A 2,453-nucleotide genomic window follows, 5' to 3' on the forward strand; every position below is an offset into this window, starting at 1 on the left:
GAGTGTTGGCAGAAATTATTTGATTTTGAACATTTTTCATTTTTCTCCTTTTAATTATTTTCCACAGTTTTTTTCATGTTAGTGATATGAATTTTATTGCACTAATGATAGAATAGAAATCCATTTTGTTCTCTTTTATCAGATTAAATAATCTTATTAGGTTATAGGATGCTATAATAGTATACATTAGGTTTTGTACCTTTTTTAAGCCTGTTATTGGTATGTGGTCGTAGTTGTAGATTCTTTTAAATGTTCCGTTATGTGCTTCTACTGTCTTTGAACGTTGTTTATATTCTTTTATTCCATCTTTAGTGGACATTAATCTTTCTGTTTTGTATGTAACTTCGTGAACATATCTTGTAATTGTTCTGTGATTAGTTTTGTAGCAGGTTTTTTTGTCTTTGCATTTTTTGCAGGCTTGGTAATTTGAATAGATTAGTTTGATTTTATTTCCGCCTCCTTTTTCTTGAGGTGCTGGATATGCTCCATCAAGAGTTAATTCTTTTTTATTTGGACAAATGAAAACATTTTTATATTCATCAAAAACAAAATAATCTATAGCAAAAGGATTTTCAGGTGCATTACCTGAATTTTGTCTATTTTGCTGTTTTGTTGGAATTAAAGCAGTTATACCTAATTCTTCGAGAAATGTCAGGTTTGCTAGTGTTGAATATATTGTATCCGCGCTAATTTTATTGGGTTTAGTGTTTAAATTAACGAGGATTTGTTTCATTAATGCTGGAATTTGATAATGATCTGTAGGATTTTGAACTGCATTAACTCCACAAATTAACTTTGATTTTGTATCAGTACCTAATTGAATGTTATATGAAAATTTAGGGTACTTTTGTCCTTTATCTTTAATTTTCATTAATCTTGCATCATAATCATTTAAAGCAAGCGATACTTGACCAGAATAATCCAACAAACGCCACCAATGAAACAAAATATCTACTTTTTCATCATCCGTAACTGATTTATCCTTTAAAAATTTTCTTGCTGTTCTTCTAAGCTGTTTAATTTCATCTTTTGACAATTCTTCAACCATATAATGCTTTATTAACAAACTAATGTCTTTTTCTTTGATTATATTAAAAGGTGAATTATATGCTTTTTTTATTGTACCATCAATCGCAATATGCTCAAAATCAGTTAAACCCAATTTATTGGCCACAATAAGAATAAAACTAATAATTAACCGATAAATTGGTTGAAAATACTTACAATAATCCCTAATTGTCCTATCGCTAGGTTCAATACCTTGTGAAATTAAATTGTATAAATGATTGTATTTTGCATTATAAGCCAAAACCACAGTACTTGTTATTTTATTCATATAACCATAAAAAATTAATTTAATCATATTTTTAAGTTCAAATGGCGGTTTTCCTACATTTGAAGTTTTTCGCTCAATTTTAAAGAAATTAAAAGCACCATCAACAATTACTGATGCAAAATACATAAGCTGAAATTCATTCTCCATTCGACTAATTTCCATACCATTATCTTTTAAAATTTGATTATCCAACATCATTCTAATCAAAAATCCATAAATTCAATCATATAACTATAGAATAAACTATAATTACTTATATATTTGTAATTTATAATATAAATAGATTTTAATAACTTATAGTTAGAATAAAAAGTAAATAATTAATATTATTAAAAATAATGAATTATTAGAATAGTATATATAAATTTAAGAGAACATTATGAATAAATTAAAAAAATAACAAAAAAATAGGGTAAAAAAAATTGAATAATCTTAATTGAACAAAATTTAATAAAAATGTTAAAAATTAGTAAAAAATTGAACAGTAATTAAAAATTAATAATTTCTGCCAACACTCAATGAATGGTTTAATGATATGATAAATTTTTTAATACGTTCTCAGGGTGAGGTCAATTACCACGGCATATTAAGTCGTGACTTTTATTAAGTCACTAATTGACTAGCTTATTTCGTTATTTGGAAATATATAGTTACCTATGGATGTTAAGCCTAGTTCGTAGCTCTAAGATAGGTGATTAAACAGTTTTGGGATGGTAGAAACAGTGTTGCCTATATATAAAACTCCAAAATAACATTGGCGAAGGCTTATATTAACTCAGAGATAGGAGGTAGACTATATGTTAGTTTATGTACTAAATAAATATGAAAAACCATTAATGCCTTGTAAACCTGCAAAAGCAAGAAAATTATTAAAAAATAAAAAGGCAATAGTTATTAACAGAGAACCATTTACAATTAAATTATTATACGGTTCAAGCGGTTATAAACAAAATATTTCATTAGGTGTAGACCCAGGCAGTAAAATCATAGGATTATCTGCAACAACTGAAAAAAAGGAGTTATTTGCATCAAATGTAGAACTTAGAAATGATATAGTTAATCTTATATCCACTAGAAAAGAATATAGGAAAAATAGACGATCTTGAAAAACTAGATA

The 2,453-nt window shown here is 26.5% G+C and carries 2 protein-coding genes; one reads left to right on the top strand and one right to left on the bottom strand.

Annotated elements, in window-relative coordinates:
- Positions 1-73: 73 nt before the first annotated feature.
- Positions 74-1,534, bottom strand: a complete 1,461-nt coding sequence (locus tag IJL02_RS11630; protein ID WP_292816627.1) for a transposase — start codon at positions 1,532-1,534, stop codon at positions 74-76.
- 599 nt (positions 1,535-2,133) lie between these two features.
- Here IJL02_RS11630 and IJL02_RS11635 point away from each other — a divergent pair.
- A complete protein-coding gene (locus IJL02_RS11635; RefSeq protein ID WP_292816625.1) occupies positions 2,134-2,442 on the top strand; it encodes an RRXRR domain-containing protein in 309 nt (102 codons plus the stop codon).
- The last annotated feature ends 11 nt before the right edge of the window (positions 2,443-2,453 follow it).

The sequence above is a fragment of the Methanobrevibacter sp. genome, from assembly GCF_017427765.1.
Lineage (GTDB): Archaea > Methanobacteriota > Methanobacteria > Methanobacteriales > Methanobacteriaceae > Methanocatella.